Source organism: Yoonia litorea (genome assembly GCF_900114675.1).
Classification (GTDB): Bacteria; Pseudomonadota; Alphaproteobacteria; order Rhodobacterales; family Rhodobacteraceae; genus Yoonia; species Yoonia litorea.
Map to the genome: position 1 here is coordinate 67,645 of NZ_FOZM01000004.1, position 14,004 is coordinate 81,648.

At 57.2% G+C, this 14,004-nt stretch carries 11 protein-coding genes; 9 read left to right on the top strand and 2 right to left on the bottom strand.

The window, feature by feature from the left end; translation table 11 throughout:
* Positions 1-401 precede the first annotated feature (401 nt).
* The 9 genes from BM316_RS15785 to BM316_RS15825 all read left to right on the top strand — a co-directional run bounded on the left by BM316_RS15785 (position 402) and on the right by BM316_RS15825 (position 11,531).
* Entirely contained in the window at positions 402-2,807 is a 2,406-nt protein-coding gene (locus BM316_RS15785) for a serine/threonine-protein kinase (RefSeq protein WP_090210636.1), read from the top strand.
* Positions 2,808-2,874: 67 nt separating this feature from the next.
* A complete protein-coding gene (locus BM316_RS15790; protein ID WP_090210575.1) occupies positions 2,875-3,708 on the top strand; it encodes an FHA domain-containing protein in 834 nt (277 codons plus the stop codon).
* A complete protein-coding gene (locus BM316_RS15795; RefSeq protein WP_090210577.1) occupies positions 3,692-4,750 on the top strand; it encodes a PP2C family protein-serine/threonine phosphatase in 1,059 nt (352 codons plus the stop codon). The genes BM316_RS15790 and BM316_RS15795 overlap by 17 nt, the downstream gene beginning before the upstream one ends.
* Positions 4,751-6,262, top strand: a complete 1,512-nt coding sequence (locus tag BM316_RS15800; protein ID WP_090210579.1) for a putative GTPase — start codon at positions 4,751-4,753, stop codon at positions 6,260-6,262.
* A gap of 155 nt (positions 6,263-6,417) precedes the next feature.
* The gene (locus tag BM316_RS15805; RefSeq protein WP_090210581.1) at positions 6,418-8,499 is read left to right on the top strand and encodes a dynamin family protein; all 2,082 of its coding nucleotides are present in this window, start codon (positions 6,418-6,420) and stop codon (positions 8,497-8,499) included.
* On the top strand, positions 8,496-9,359 hold the full coding sequence (locus BM316_RS15810; protein ID WP_090210583.1) for a dynamin family protein: 864 nt from the start codon (positions 8,496-8,498) through the stop codon (positions 9,357-9,359). The genes BM316_RS15805 and BM316_RS15810 overlap by 4 nt, the downstream gene beginning before the upstream one ends.
* A gap of 73 nt (positions 9,360-9,432) precedes the next feature.
* Positions 9,433-9,792 carry a hypothetical protein gene (locus BM316_RS15815; RefSeq protein ID WP_090210585.1) on the top strand — a complete coding sequence of 120 codons (360 nt, stop codon included), beginning with the start codon at positions 9,433-9,435 and terminating at the stop codon, positions 9,790-9,792.
* 30 nt (positions 9,793-9,822) lie between these two features.
* Positions 9,823-10,602, top strand: a complete 780-nt coding sequence (locus BM316_RS15820; RefSeq protein WP_090210587.1) for a hypothetical protein — start codon at positions 9,823-9,825, stop codon at positions 10,600-10,602.
* Positions 10,602-11,531 (top strand): alpha/beta fold hydrolase, encoded by a 930-nt coding sequence (locus BM316_RS15825; RefSeq protein WP_090210588.1) that lies wholly within the window; start codon positions 10,602-10,604, stop codon positions 11,529-11,531. Before BM316_RS15820 ends, BM316_RS15825 begins: the two co-directional genes overlap by 1 nt.
* Here the strand turns inward: BM316_RS15825 and BM316_RS15830 are convergent.
* Entirely contained in the window at positions 11,528-12,427 is a 900-nt protein-coding gene (locus BM316_RS15830) for an NAD(P)-dependent oxidoreductase (RefSeq protein ID WP_090210590.1), read from the bottom strand. The genes BM316_RS15825 and BM316_RS15830 overlap by 4 nt on opposite strands.
* Positions 12,428-12,437: 10 nt before the next feature.
* Entirely contained in the window at positions 12,438-13,976 is a 1,539-nt protein-coding gene (locus BM316_RS15835; RefSeq protein WP_090210592.1) for a trimethylamine methyltransferase family protein, read from the bottom strand.
* Between the last annotated feature and the right edge of the window lie 28 nt (positions 13,977-14,004).

Genomic DNA, 14,004 nt, shown 5'->3' on the forward strand with positions numbered 1-14,004 from the left:
CGAAAAATGGCCCGCCAATGACAAGCGCCTTTACAGCGGAAGCGGGCCCGGACGGCGTAAAGAGAATCGGACTAAAAAACCATTAAGAATCGCAGCCTTACCAATATTAACGGGAATTTAACGGCTGACTTTCGGGAAACAGTGCCCCATTTGGCCTCATTTCGGCAACGCGGCACGAACTCGCCCCAAATCCATGTATTTTTAGGAGAAAACGGGATTATTCGGCAATTTTCCGCCAATGACTGTTTCGAAAACGCGATACAATGCCGCCAAAAACCGGCGATTAAGAACCCTTAAACAACAAGTTAGCGTCACTTTTTAGCCCAAATTCAATGGGATTTATTGAGCAAGCCGCAGCGTAGTTTATGCGGCGTTCATCAGTTGAAAACTGGATTGTAGATATGGCTAAGGCGCAACCGAAAGACACCGTGGAAGAGAAAGAGACATTCGTCGATGAACTCAAGCCGGGCACCAAATTGATGCACGGCCAGTACACGATCGAAAGCTTCCTCAATGCAGGCGGTTTCGGGATTACTTATCTGGCTCGCGACAGCCTGGACCGGAAAGTCGTCATCAAGGAATGTTTTCCCGGCGCATTCTGCCGCCGCAGCCGTGCTATTGTTCAGGCCCGCTCACGCGCACACCAGAATGAACTGAAGTCGATTGTCCGCCTTTTCGTGCAGGAAGCGCGCAGCCTCGCCAAGCTGGATCACCCGAATATCGTGGGCGTTCATCAGGTTTTTGAAGACAACGACACCGCCTATATGGCGCTGGATTTCGTACGCGGCAGGGACCTTCTCGACATCATCGAAGACCCGAATACCTCGCTGTCACCCGCCCAGACGAAGAATATCCTGAAAGAAGTCCTGAATGCGGTCGGCTTTATCCACGACCAGCAGATCTTGCACCGTGATATCTCGCCCGACAACATTCTGATCAACAAGGACTACCACCCTGTCCTGATCGACTTTGGCGCAGCGCGCGAAGAGGCTACCAAGCAAAGCCGTGTGCTTTCTGCATTGCGCGTGGTCAAAGACGGCTATTCCCCGCAGGAATTCTATATTGCCGGTTCCGACCAGAGCCCGAGCAGTGACCTTTATGCATTGGCGGCCTCGTTCCATCATCTGATCGTTGGCGACGTGCCTCCGAACTCTCAGGCGCGCCTTGCTGCGATTGCCTCAGGTGAAGCGGACCCGTACCAGCCGATTGCCGGGCGTTTCCCGGATTACGACGACAATTTCCTGGCCGCCATAGACAAGGCGCTTGCGGTTCTGCCGAAAGATCGTGTGCAGTCAGCCAAAGAATGGCTGAACATGATGGACGGCCTTGCAAGCAACGTCACGCCACTGAACGTGCCGAATGCTGCTTCCGAGAAAGCGGCACCAGCCGCCGCAAAAGCCTCTGGCGGATCATCCAAGATGCCTGTGCTGCTTGGCTCTGCTGCGGCGGTCGCACTGCTTGTCGGCGTTGGCGTCATGACCATGACCGGTGGCGATGATGCCGCGGTTGAAGCACCGGCCCCTGTTGCGGAAACCGTTGCCGAAGCTCCGGCTGCGGTTGTCGAAACGCCGGCACCTGTCGTTGAAGCGCCGGCCCCTGCTGAAGTAGTTGAGGCACCGTCTGTCCCAGTCGAACCTGCCGCGACCGAAGAAACTGTCGTTGCGCAGGACGACGCGCCAGTGAGCGCGCCTTCGGTGACAGAAGAAACGCCCGTCGCGACCGACCTTGCACCCGTCGCTGCCGGTGCCGCACCTGCAGAACAGCCCGAGGTTACAGCCGCGTTGGAAGAAGCCCTTGCATCACAGCAAGAGGCTGCAGCGCCAGAGGCACCAGCCGCTGTCGCGACCCCCGCGATTACAGAAGATCCGGCACTGCTGGGCACAAGCAACGATACTTCGGTGGTGGTTGCTGGCCCTGTCATCAATGACGTGGCCATTCCTGCGGTTCGCCCGGAAGTCCGCCCGGAAACCATCCAGTTGGATGTCCCGGCACCTGCACCTTTGCCTGAGCCCGAAATCACACCAGAGCTTGCATCTGAGGCGCCTGTCGCTGACAGCCTGCCGCAGTTGGCTGCGAATGCGCCTTCTCAGGACACTGAGGTTGGCGATGTTGCCCTGCCAGGTGCGCCCGATCAGATCGCGGCCATCGGCAATGGTCCTGAGGTTGATATTCTGGCCGTCACGCCGGGCAATGAGATTATTGAGGAACCGGAAGTTGTCGAGACGGCTTTGGCCGCAGCAGATGCGCTTGCAACAAGCTGGACTGTGCGCCTGCCATTTACGCCAGCCGGCGACAGCTCGAACATTGTCGCTCAGGCTGCGCCAATTTCGCCAATCTGGGTGCAGCCCGGTCTGGTGATCACAGCGGTCAACGGCAACTCCGTTGCGACGATCAACGAAATTCCTGACGTTCTGCGTGCAACAACGCCGGAAAGCGCACTCGCGCCGACAATGCCGGTGCTGTTCGGGACAGCTGATCCGTCCACAGGAACGATTGCGACCCTGCCTTGGGTGCTGCCAGTGGTGCAGACAATCTCGCTTGGCAACGGCACAAGCTTTGAAGCTGCTTACGCAGGGTCGAGCTGGCGCACAGTGGTCACCGAGCTTTCGGCTGAACAGCCCGGCGGCTTGCGCGTTGGCGACGTGATCTCAAGCTATATCGCGACGTCCGAAGCAGTTGAGGGTCGTACAACACTCTATGACATCTTCGCGCGCGAGACCGCTAACGGTGTCGAGCAATACACATTCGCAGTGCAACGTGATGGTAGCCTTTGGGTGGCATCTTACACCTATGGTGGTGCGGAATAATACGCTAACATGGGGCAACACACGGTTTTACCGACGCCCCGGCTGACTAATTGGGAAGGTAGGAAAAATGAAGTTTATTCGTGATCTCCTCGGAAAGAAGCGCAAGGAAGCGGCCGAACGCGGACCACAACCCGTTGAAACGCTTGAACAATCCTACCGTGACACGATCGGTTCGATTGTCGAAGAGGCCAACGCACTCAACGCCGAACCGGATGTTGACGCGATGACGCAACCCGAAACCACTTCGGTTGAACCCCCACAAGAGGCGGTGCCAGCCGCACCGGTTAACATCTGGGATCTGGAAGAAAACGCATCGGCAAGCGAATTGCCGCCTGCGGCTGAACTACCTGAAAAGACGTCCGAATTGCCACCTGCCCCGGCTGCTGCAAGCGCTGCTGCAACCCGGTCACCGGCACGCGCGCGGCGCACCAAAACCCGTCTGATCGGTTTTGAAAAATCCGACGGTGCCGTTGTTGACCTCTTCAACGATGCGCCGACCCCGGCACCTGCTGCCAAAAGCGTGAAGTTCCCAGTGGGATGGATCGTCGTTGTCGATGGCCCCGGTCGTGGCGAGAGCTTCTCGTTGCTCTCGGGCATGTCACAGATTGGTCGCGGTGAGGATCAGGCGATCCAGCTTGATTTCGGCGATAACTCGATTTCGCGCACCAACCATGCGGCCATCGTCTATGATCCTGAATCCAAGGAATTCCTGCTTGGTCACGGCGGCAAGTCGAACATTGTCCGCCTGAACGATAAGCCCGTCATCAGCAACGAAACGATCAAGACAGGCGACCTGATCAAGATCGGGGAAACGATCCTGCGCTTCGTGGCGCTTTGCGACAAGACATTCAACTGGGCCGACGGTGCGACCGAGGAGGACGAAGATGTGGCGATCGCCTGAACCACGCTTTGACGTCGCATCAGCGATTTGCCAAGGCGGACGTGACTATCAAGAAGACGCGATCGTCACCGATTTTCCATTCGGTTCTGACAGCGGTGTCGTCGTTCTTGCAGACGGAATGGGCGGTCATGCTGCCGGTGACGTCGCCAGCAAGATTGTTGTCACCGAGGTCTTTAGCGAGCTGAAGTTCGAAAGCGCGAACTTTTCTGATTACGAAATCGAAATCCCTGATTACCTGACCCGTGCTGCAGTGAATGCAAACGAGGTTGTGCGCGAACACGTCACCGCGCACCCTGAAACACGCGGCATGGGGGCGACGCTGGTCTCATGTGTTCTGATCGAGAACCGCATGTACTGGATGTCGATTGGTGACAGCCCGCTCTATCATTATCGCGCCGGCAAGATGCAGCAGTTGAACGAGGACCATTCGATGGCGCCTCAGATCGACTTCATGGTGCAATCTGGCTTGCTGGACCCAGAAGCCGGCAAGAACCACCCTGACCGGAACTGCCTGACATCGGTGATCCTGGGTGATCGCGTGGCCAAGTCCGACTGCCCGAAGACACCTTTCGAGCTTCAGGTCGGCGATATTGTCGTCGTATCGAGTGACGGTCTGCAATATCTTGAAGATGCAAAGATCCAAAAAATCCTGCACCGCTACCGTCGCAAGAAAGCTGCGGAAATTGCAGGCTATCTGCTGGAAGCGATTGAAGCGCTTGCGGACCCCGATCAGGACAACTGCACGTTTTCGGTCATCAAGCTGAACCACAACAAGCCTGTCATCCGCGCCATCCGCGCCAAGCCTGTCGGCCATGTTGATCGCGAGACAGCAACGGTGACCCGCATGGTCGAGCTCGAAGAGGTCGAAAAGGTGGCCAAAGTGGTTGAGAAGGCACCTGAACCCATCAACATCAAGGAGTCGGCAAAGATCAAAGAGGTCAAGCCGGTTCGCAGGGTCAAGGTCCACAACAACACCAGCGAAACTCAAGAGGAGGTTGATGCGGCAGAGCCGCCGGCTAAGATTGCCGCCGGAGGCAAATAAATGTCGAATCAATCGCCCGACTCTCGGGTCCATGAAAAACTTGCGAGGGCCGTGATCAGCGGCCTTCTTCCTGACCGTGTTCACGAACAGGCCGAAAGGCTTCTGAACCGTTTGGAAACCCCTGTCAGGCTTGGCTTGATGGGGATGCCGCAATCGGGAAAATCGACAATCCTGAACCTGTTGGTCGGACGCGAGGTCCTGGATCAATCGGTGCGTTTGCCAACGCTTGAACTGCTTTACGGTGAAAAAGAACAGGCGATCTGCACGCTGCCAGACGGCACCAAGTCCACGCTGAACGGTGTAAGCCCGAACGCGATTGCTGCCCTGTCACCTGTTTTCGTGCAACTCTATATGCCGCTGCCTGCACTGAAAAAGATTTCGGTGCTTGAAGTGGTCGCACCCGCCGACCCGAACGCGCTGCATCGCGCCAGTCAATGGGCCGCCAAGCGGTGTGATATCGCCCTGTGGTGCACCGGCGGATTTCTGGCTGACGAACAACGTGTCTGGAGCCAGATGCCAGACACGATCAAGGATCACGCCTTGCTGATGGTGACGCGACTTGACCGTTTGCGTGCACAAGGCACGGTGGACGATGTGATGGCCACGGTGCAGGTCGCGGCAACGGGTGAATTCAACAAAATCCTGCCGATTGCGACCACAGACGCGATTGCCGCCCGCGGCCCCGATGGTTCTGTCGACAAGGACATGCTGCGCGAAAGTGGCGGTATGGCGCTGATTTCTGCCGTTCTGAAGCAAGTTGATCAGGGCAAGCGCTCTGCCTTGGATATGGCTGAAGTGCTGCTCCTCCAGAATGAAGATGCGCTCGCGGATTTGGACACACTCATCCTGAGCGACGACCAGATGCCGGACGCCAGCCTGTCTGAGGTTGGCGACGAAAACGATGAAAGCCTGTCGCTTGCCGATAATGCCGGAGCCTTGGAGGCATTCGCTGCATCAGAGGACGACGAAGATGACGCGCTGGTTGAAGACCACCTCGCTGACGACGATGACCTCGATGCGGAAGACATCGCGCCGCCTCAGGCACGCCGCCGCGAAAATGCGTCACAAGCCCTGCTTGAGCAAGCCGAGTCAGAGCGGGTCTCCGTCGGGATTGCCAGGCTGAAAGGGATTGCCGCGCGCCGCGCCGAAGAAGGGATGCAACCTGCGCCACAGGTCGAGCTGCAACCGGCAACACGCGATGCCTATAAGACGGTTGTCGCGCATGTGGCCGAACGGGCGAACGACCTTGCCGGACAAATCGAGGACATGGGTGAAAAGGCACCGGCTGCGGCCATTGATCACGCTGTGACTGATCTGAACTGGCTTTGCGATTACTTGAACGACCACGGGGATGATGGAGACGCTGCGTTGCAACGCGCAAGAGACGCCGCATTTGATGCCGCAGATCTGGTGCAATTGATGCAGATGGAGAAACGCGACAGCGCTGCTGTTGAGGCACTTTCACTGCTGCTTCAGCTCAAGCGTGAGCTTGAGGCCGATTTGGCAGCCTAGCGACCATAGCGGATCGCCGCACCTGGAGCTTTTGGGCGATTTGCGCTCTGGCATCGTTTCCATTATCCCAATAAAATCTATTTATTAATTTGAGTTGGCGGCTGCGCGAACCGTCGATGAGTGTCCATATCGAAACGCGCGAAGGACGGACCTGAATGAAGATGGAAGAGCTTGCCAATGAGGGGGAAGCGGCGACGACTCACGCTGCTCAACCGGATTTCATGCGGCTCGGCCTTGAGAAGCTTGACGCGTTCCGTGACGAGGTCGCTGACCTGGAGGCAACGCTCGCGGATGTCGTGAAATTAGGCGGGCCTGATGTCGAAAAGAAATCATCGCGCCTTATCAAACAGTTGAATGCGTTTGAGCCCAGCATCACGATGATCGGGCAGATCAAGGCGGGTAAGACGTCGTTGGTCAACGCAATGGTCGGCCGCCCAGACTTGCTGCCAGCGGACGTGAACCCGTGGACCTCTGTTGTCACCTCATTGCACCTGAACGCACCAATTGCAGAGGATGCACCGACCGCGTCCTTCCAGTTCTTTTCGCAGGATGAATGGGATCATCTGGTCGAAAACGGCGGTCGAATCGGGGAATTGTCATCGCGCGCCGGCGCTGACGAAGAGCTTGAGAAAGTCCGCAAGCAGATTGCGGAAATGCGTGAAAAAACAAAGGCACGCCTTGGCCGCAAATTTGAACTGCTCTTGGGGCAGAAGCATAATTACGCAGAGCTGAATGACGACCTGATGCAGCGCTACGTCTGCATGGGCGATGACTTTGAGGATCTTGAAGAAGAAGATCAGCAGGGCCGCTTTGCCGATATCACGAAGTCGGCTGACCTTTATCTTGATACCGACGCGCTTCCGATGCCGATCTGCATCCGCGATACACCGGGCGTCAACGATACCTTCATGATGCGTGAGCAGATCACGATCAATGCACTGCGTGACAGCCGGATCTGCGTGGTTGTCTTGTCTGCCCATCAAGCGCTGAGTTCGATGGACATGGGGCTGATCCGCCTGATCTCGAACGTGAAAGCGCGCGAAGTCATCATCTTCGTAAACCGGATTGACGAACTGTCCGACCCTGCCAATCAGGTGCCCGAGATCCGCGACAGCATCATGCAAACGCTGGCTGACAACAGCGGACCGGAAAACCCTGAGGTCATTTTTGGCAGCGCCTATTGGGCGAATGTCGCGCTGAGCCCCGAGCTTGATGAAATCGTCTCTGACAGTGCCGAGGCGCTCTACAATTGGGCCGAAGCCGCGTTGAGCGCAGAAGCGGCCGAAATGGGCACCCATGAACTTGTCTGGCATCTGTCAGGGATGCCGCAACTTTATGCAGCTCTGTCCGAACGGATCGCCGAAGGGCCGGGTGCGGAAACACTGGCAGCCGCAAGAAAGAAGGCGCTCAACCTCGTTTCCGGTGTCAGGGCATCAAATGAGATGATCTCGATGCGTCTGGAGGGCGACGAAGTTTCGGTGATGTCGCGTGAGGCGCTTTCGTCACATCTCGACAAACTTGAAGCTGACAACCTCAAACGCCTCAACGACAAGCTGGATATCGTTTTCCAGCAATTCGGATCACGCGTTGACCAATCCCACAAACGTTTCCTTGACCGGGCGCTGGAATCTTTGCTGCAGCATCTGGAAACAAAGGGCGAAGAAGAAATCTGGCAATACAGCCCTGATGGTCTGCGGATGCTCTTGCGGACAAGCTATCAGGTGATGCGGCGCAATGTCGGCGCGGCCTGCCAAGAGGTTTACGCGGCCGCGGCCCACGATCTGGAAGATACTTACCGATCCGCTTTTGGTGTCGATGTCACCAACTTTACGATCACGCCGCCCGTCCCACCTGAGGTCCCGCCGCCGGTCACCTTGGGTCAGACAATCGCGCTGGACCTGCAGACCTCCTGGTGGAAGGGCTGGTGGCAGAGGCGCAAGGGCTACCGTGCTTTCGCAAGCGGGTTTTATGACCTGATCGAGGCGGAAACCGCACCAATTGTTGCCGAACTGAAAGACCGGCAGGCCGCAGAAATCCGGAGCGACGCTGAAAAAGAACTGCGCGATTTTCTTGCAGAACAGCGCGCGCTGCTTGAGGATATCTGCAGTAAGTCGGAGCTTGATTTTGCTGACCTGGAAGATGTCTTCGGCATCAAGGCGCAGCAGGAACGCGAAGAGCTTTTCGACTATATCTTTGAAGAGTTGACCCATAACGCTGGTGCAGGAGCAGACGAATGACCTCTGGCGGCCTCGGGCGAAAACCACGCATTGCCTTGATGGGTGAGTTCAGTGCCGGAAAGAGCACGTTGTCCAATCTGCTCATGGGCGTGCGGCCCCTGCCCGAAAAGGTGACTGCGACACGTCTTTCTCCGGTCTGGATCACATTTGGCGACGCTGATCCTTACCGCGTTGATCTGCATGGCAATCGTGAACCCATCGAGATTGCCAAGCTGGAAGAGGTGCCGGTCGAGGAAACGCGATACGTTCATCTGTCGATCGAGGCTGATATCCTTGAGGTCTGCGATCTGATCGACTTTCCCGGGATCTCTGACCCGAATATGTCGTCCGATGTCTGGGAACGGATGCTGACAGAGGTTGATGCTGTCATCTGGTGCACACATGCAAATCAGGCCTGGCGTCAGTCCGAGGCAGCCGTCTGGGAAACCATGCCGCAGGCTGTCAAAGAGAATTCGACGCTGCTGATCACGCGCTATGACAAGCTGACGACCGAACGGGACAGAGTCCGTGTCTTCAAGCGGGTTGCGCGCGAAACACGCGGAATGTTTGGCGGAACCTTTCCTATTTCGTTGCTGATGGCGATCCGCGCTGGTGAGGATCAGGACCTGTGGGACGCCAGCGGTGCCGGTCCTTTTACAGAGCACCTGATTGATACAATCGAAAAGCTGACTGAACTTACGGCCAGATCAGAGGTGCCGCTTTATAACTATGCGGATCCTGCTGACATTCCTGAACCTGTCGTGACGCCAGTCATTCCGCGCCGGGTACAGCGTCGCACCGAGCGCCCCACGGCCTTGGATGAGGGACAAGACCACGAAAGCGAGCGCGTCGTGCCAGCCCGTCCAATGAGGCGCAGTTAGGTGAGCATCGTGTCAGGTCGACTGATGGGCCTGTCTGGTGTAGTGTGAGTTGTGATGAGAAGGTAAGCGACCCATGGTTGTTGACGAGTTAAACACTTTGCGCGACTCCGTATCCGGCTGCCAGATGGTCGCCTTTGCCGACCTTTCCGCACATATGATCCTTGTGACCGACAGCAAGACAAGCCACCCGCGCGAGGTACTCGATGACCTCTGCGACGAAGCCGCGACCCTGCTGGGCCGGCGCGGTGTTCCTGCCCTTGGTGAAACACCCAGCAACACCGCCGTCTGGGCCACTCAGGCATCACTGCGCGTATTTCTGCGCGCACCTGGGGAGCCGAACGATGTATTGTGTTGTGTCTGCGCGCCAAATGTGAACGTTGGTAGACTTGTGGCCAAAGCCTCTGCATGCCTCGACCGCATCAGCAATGGCTAGCAAAAACAGGATCGAGCCCGGACAAACAACATGACCGACCTTTCCGCGATTGCAGAAAAAATTGCAGCATTGCGCGCAGATGATGATGTTTACGAGAATGGCGCCCGTGTGATTTCACAAGGTGGTGTCCCTGATGGGATGGCGGCGTTTATTGATGCGATTGATGGCACGGTGCTTGAGAGACATCTCGAAATCATGACAGGCTCGCACATCGTGACAGTCGTGGCCGCAGGACGCCGTTTGCGCGGAATTGTGAATGTCATTCCGCCAAAGGGGAAAAGTGCACGGCTCGTCGGTGAACCCTTGTCGCGGGACGATCGCCGGATGCTGGAATCTGTAGGAACATTGCTTTCCGACCTCTTCTCGCCAGCCCCGAAGCTGACCATTCGCAATCTGCCAGCTGAGCCCTTCGGTAAATCAGGTGATCGCGGTGTGGCTGCGTCTGAATTGGCGCGGCTGTGGGATGTCGACCTTGATGCAGAACCCCTGCCGAAAGTGGATCGTTTTCTGCGCAGCAATAGTGGCCTCTTCACTGCACATCTGCATGTCAACAACGGTGAGGTTGTCGCAACTTCTGGCGATGCCGGCACGTTGCAGCAGATCTGGGAAGACCAGATCGACGCGTTCCTGACGACACAAAAGAAACTCTCCGGGCATACCGATGGCCCGCAGTTGATCAGCCTCGAGGGCGCGCTTGATGGCAAGCAGTCCATCGCGCTGGGGCTAGCGGGAGACGATGTTTTGCTGATGATCTACGACTCTTCGGGTCTGGGCCAGATGCATGCATCCTGGCAGGCGATTTTTTCCTGATGCATCCGGCGCTGGCAGCAGCCAAACCTGCAGAAACCTTCTTTGAAGGTTTTGAGGAACGGATATTTGACGGCCCCGAAGGCCCTGTCTTCTACCGGATCAAGGGCGACGGGCCGCCATTGGTGCTGTTGCACGGCTATCCGCAGACCTCAGCGATGTGGCATCGCGTTGCCCCGACGCTGGCCGAAACATATCAGGTCATTTGCCCCGATCTGCGCGGTTACGGACGGTCGCACAAGCCGCCCACCGTCGATGACCATGCGACCTATTCGAAACGTGCTATGGCGGGCGATGTGATGGCGCTGATGGCCTCGTTGGGTCACACGCGCTTCTTGATCGGGTCGCACGACCGCGGTGGACGGGTGGCCCATAGATTGGCTGCCGACCACCCCGAGAAGGTCATTGCTTGGTCGGTGCTTGATATTGCGCCCACCCGCGAAATGTATCGCGACGCCGACAGCAGTTTTGCACATGCATACTGGCATTGGTTCTGGCTGACACTTGACGCGCCGTTTCCCGAGACGCTGATCGGGGCTGACTCCGATTTCTACGTGATCAAGAAATGCGGTGCGATGGGCAACAACAGCATGGATCATTTTGCAGCCCAGGCGCTTGAGGAATACCTAACCTGTTTCCGCGACCCTGCAGCGATCCACGGGGCCTGCGAGGACTACCGCGCGGCAGCCACCATCGACATTGCACACGACGACGCCGAAACAGGCAAAGTCACTGTGCCGCTATTGGCGCTTTGGGGTGCTGACGGTGTGATTGAGGCGCATTTTGATTGCCTCGCGCTGTGGCGGGAACGTGTCGAACAGGTGGACGGTCATACATTGCCCGGCGGTCACTATCTGGCAGAGCAAAGCCCCGATGACGTTCTTGCAGCCTGGCAGCTGTTCTTTGCGCAAGCCATGAAGGACGAAGGCTAGACGAGCTTTGCGGGAAATCCGTCAGCACGCAGATCGGTCTTGAGCATATCCTCAAGGAGCTTCACGATCATGGGGGATTGTGCCTCGCCACCATATGCGGCCCGCGCTGCAACGTAGGTTTGCTCTGTCATCGACGCAAGATCGAGTGGCACCTCGAACTCGCGACCGAATTCCATTGCAAAGCCAAGATCCTTGAGCGCGAGGTCGATGTTGAACGCAATGTCATAAGATCCATTAAGAACAAGCGCACCTTCCGTTTCGTGCACAAAAGAGGTCCCAGATGAGGCCTTGATGGCATGCCAAGCCTGCGCAAGATCGAGGCCGCCGCGCTTGGCGAGCATCAGCGCTTCGCCGCAGGCCTTCAGATGGATAAAGGCCAGCATGTTCGTAATGACCTTGATGATGCTAGCCGAACCAAGTGGCCCCATGTGGAAGACCTGATTGCCCATCGCCTTCAGCGCCGGGAGATGGGTGTCGAACATATCCTTGTCGCCACCGGCAAGCATGGTGATTTCGCCTTGTGCAGCCAGATGCACGCCACCTGTCACAGGGAGCTCCATCAGTCTGACGTTGTGTGCTGCCGCTTTCCGGGCAAACGTCAGAACCTCGTCGCGGCCCAGTGTCGACATCTCGATCCAATGCGCACCGTCTTTCATTGCAGGCAGCATCTGGGTGGCGACCACTTCTGATACAGCCGGGGACGGCAGACAGGTGATGACATGATCAACCTGTGAGGCCAGCGAGGCCGGATCATCAGCCCACGTCGCACCTTCCGCCAAGGCTTTTTGACAGGCCTCCTGACTGATGTCGGTCACCGTCACCTCAAAGCCATCGCGCAACAGGCAACACGCACAATTTGCGCCAAGGTTGCCCTGACCGATGTAGCCGTAGTGCATGCTGATCCCCTTAGTGGAAGTAGATGTTGTAGTCTTTGCGAATAGCCGCATCGAGTTCAGGCGAAATCTGGATCTGTGCCTTGGCGAGGATCTCGTTCTTTCGCTTGATCGCCTGATCAATCAGCATCGGCCGGTCCGCCTCATTCCATTCCTTCGGGCTCATGCGATTGCCGAGGGCGGGGTAGATGTATTCCGTCTGCATCAGTTGCAGTGTTTGTTCTGAGCCCAGATAGTGGCCCGGACCTCCAAGGCAGACGGCCTTCATCGCTTCGATCGATGTGTTGTCCTCGGTGACGTCGATCCCCCGAACACAGCGCAGGACCTGGCCCAGAATATCATCGCCGAGAACGAGTGACTCCAGGCAAAAGCCCAAGAGAGACGCGTGCATGCCTGCCGCTTCGTAGACCATGTTCAGACCGGACAGTCCGGCCAGAACGTTTGTGATCCCTTGTTCCCAACCGGCTTGCATATCGGGCAATTTGCTATCTGAAATGCCCGCTGCCGCGCCACCTGGCAGCCCGTAGAATTTATGCATCTGGGCGCAGCCAGAGGTCAGCAACGCTTGCTCTGCCGAGCCACCCGACATTGCCCCCGTGCGCAGATCAGACACAAATGGCCAGGTGCCAAAAACAGCCGGATGGCCAGAAGCCAACGCATTGACGTAGACCACACCCGCGAGACATTCGGCCACCGCTTGCACAATGGCCAAGGCAATGGGCGCCGGTGCCGTGGCACCCGCCTGGCCTGCGGACAGCAAAAGAACCGGCATGCCTGCATGAATACAGGCTTCCATGGCTTGGCAGCTTTCTTCTGCAAATTTCATCGGAGGGACGACAAAACAGTTACTGTTGGACACAAACGGCCTGGCCCGCCACGCATCTTCACCACCAGCGATCTTGTGCAACAATGCGATCCCAGGGGCGACATGCGCAGGTTCACTGAATGACGTCCCGATATGTTTGGTCGTTCCGGCGCAAGCCGCATAGATCGTGTTGAGGTCCATCTCGAGATTGTCTGCGATATCACGGCACACCATCGCGCGCTGAAAGAAATGCACATTGTCGAGCGCCTGCGTAAGTTTTGCAGCGTTGTGCAGGTCTTGTGTCGTGCTGTCGCGGTAGGTGTTCGTCTCAAGATCAACGACATGAACGGCGGCACCTGCCGTTCCGAAATGCACCTTATTTCCGGATAAATGCAGGTCGTGTTTCGGATCACGGCCACAGAGCGTGATATCACGCGCTGCCTTGGCGAGCATATCTTCGACCAAGGCGCGCGGAAAACGGATACGCCCATCGTCGCCCAAGACCGCCCCAGCCTGTGTCATGATCTCGATTCCCGAGGCGGGTGCCTGCGACAGGCCGATCTGTTCCAACGCGTCCAAGGCCGCGCCATGCAGACGTTGAACCTGCACGTCTGTTAGAGGTTTGTACTGCCCACCCTCAAGTCCAGCCCTGACGGGCCGCAAATTCTCGGCCAAGGGTGCATTCCGCAAAGCCACCCTTGCGGCGCGTCCACCGCTTCTTGCCGAACGGCGCCTCATCTCGGTCATGGCTGATCCTCCCCAATCGTGAAAAAAG